The organism is Kitasatospora sp. NPDC004799 (genome assembly GCF_040609095.1).
In the GTDB taxonomy this organism is placed as follows: Bacteria; Actinomycetota; Actinomycetes; order Streptomycetales; family Streptomycetaceae; genus Kitasatospora.
Genome location: NZ_JBEXJK010000725.1, coordinates 1 through 1950 on the forward strand (window position 1 = coordinate 1; position 1950 = coordinate 1950).

Below are 1950 nucleotides of genomic sequence, written 5' to 3' on the forward strand. Positions count from 1 at the left end.
GTCGCCGCGGCCGGGGCCGTGGTGGCGGCGACGGTCGGCGTGGCCGAGGCCTTGGTGCCGCCGTCGGCGGCCGACGGGTCGCAACCCGTCAGCGCCAGGCCGACGGTGAGGACGAGTCCGGCGAATCCGGCCAGGCCGGCCCGACGGCGACCGGGTATCCGTGAAGGCATGGGAGGAGAACGCTCCGTTCCGTTTGGACGAGTCGTGCGATTGAAGCAGGAATCGCACACGCACCGTCCACGGAACCCCCACTCGTTGGCAGATCGAGACCTTCCGGCCGTTCGAGGAGCGGTCACAGGACGGCCGGCCGCTCCCGACCGGCCGTCAGCGCAGCCCCGCCGTCCGGCGCTCGAACACCTCGGGGCGGGCGGTCTCCAGCGCCGTGGAGACCGCGCCGAGGAGCACCGCCTCCTCCCCCAGGAGGCTCGGCGCGAGCGTCGGACGCATCGGGGCGAGCCGGTGCAGGGCCTGCTCCAGCGGTTCCAGGAGCAGGTCGGCGCTGTTGCCGATGCCGCCGCCCAGCACCACCAGGTCCGGGTCCAGGACGGCCGAGAGCACGGCCACCGCGTAGCCGAGCCGCTCGGCCTCCCGCTCCACCGCCTGGATCGCCGCCGCCTCGCCCGCCCGGGCCCGCTCGAACACCTGCTTCGCCGTCAGCTGCCGCGCCGCCGACTCGCCGTCCAGCCCGAAGTCCCGGGCGGCGCGCACCACGGCGTCCGCGGCGGCGTCCTGCTCGATCGTCGCGGCCGGCTCGCCGGCCCGCCCGGGCAGCGGGACCAGGCCGATCTCGCCCAGCGCCCCGTGCGCGCCGAGCAGCAGCTCGCCGTCCTTCACCACGCCCAGCCCGAGCCCGGTGCCGACCAGCAGGTAGGCGAACATCCGGCTGCCCCGCCCGGCGCCCAGGGTGTACTCGCCGAGCGCGGCCAGGTTGGCGTCGTTGGCCACCGAGACGGCCGTGCCCAGGCCCTCCGCTATCCGGTCGAACAGCCCCGGTCTCCCCCAGCCGGGCAGGCTGCTGGCGTACCGCACCCCGCGGCGCTGCTCGTCCCACACCCCCGGGGTGCCGATCACCGCGTGCACGATGTCCCCGGCGGCCTGGCCCGCCTCGGCGATCGCCTCGTGCGCGGCGGCGACCACGGCGTCCGCGACGGCGTTCGCCGAACGGCCCCGGTTGGCCACGTCGCGGCGGGCGACCACCGTCCCGGCCAGGTCCGCCACCGCGACCCGCAGCCGGGCCCGGCCGATGTCCACGCCGAGCACGTGCCCGGCGGTCGGGTCGACCTCGTACAGCACGGCGGTGCGGCCGCGCTCGGGGGCCAGCCGCCCGGCCTCGCGGACCAGGCCGGCCCGCTCCAGCTCGGCCAGCGCGGCCGAGACGGTCGGCTTGGACAGACCGGTATCCCGGGCCAGCTGGGCACGGGAGGAGCCGCCGCCGGTGCGCAGCAGCTCCAGCAGCAGCCACTCGTTGTTGCTGCGCAGCCGCTGCCGGTTCCACGGCACCCCGGGGGCCCCGGCCGCCGGTCGACTGGTCGGCTGGTGGGGGCTCATCGGGTTCCTCCGGTCTGGCGTCTTCGGGCGCGGGTCGGGTCGGTACGGCCGGGTGGGCCCGGCCCGCCCCGCGGCGTCCGGGGTCGGGCGCCGCCGCCCAAGTATGACCGGTGATCATCCGCCGTTCGCCTGCCGTACCCGCGCGGCGGAGCCGACCGCGTCCGTACGGCCCGGCGGAACCGACCGCCTCCGCACGACCGCGCGGGCGGCCCCGAGCGGGCCCGCGCGGAGCCGGCCGGTCGACGCTTCACCCATGTGGGGGCGTGCCGCGGCGGCGCTCGACAGCGCCCGCCGCTTCGCCCGCTCCCGGGGCATCTCGCTGGAACTCCGGCGAGCCCTGCTCAGAAAGTGTTGGGTAATTGATCAACTGCACGCTGTGATGCGTTGGCGGTGATCTTCGCG

At 76.6% G+C, this 1950-nt stretch carries 1 protein-coding gene; it reads right to left on the reverse strand.

What is annotated here, in order from left to right:
* Positions 1-324 precede the first annotated feature (324 nt).
* Positions 325-1548 (reverse strand): ROK family protein, encoded by a 1224-nt coding sequence (locus ABZW03_RS40280; protein WP_355269769.1) that lies wholly within the window; start codon positions 1546-1548, stop codon positions 325-327.
* Between the last annotated feature and the right edge of the window lie 402 nt (positions 1549-1950).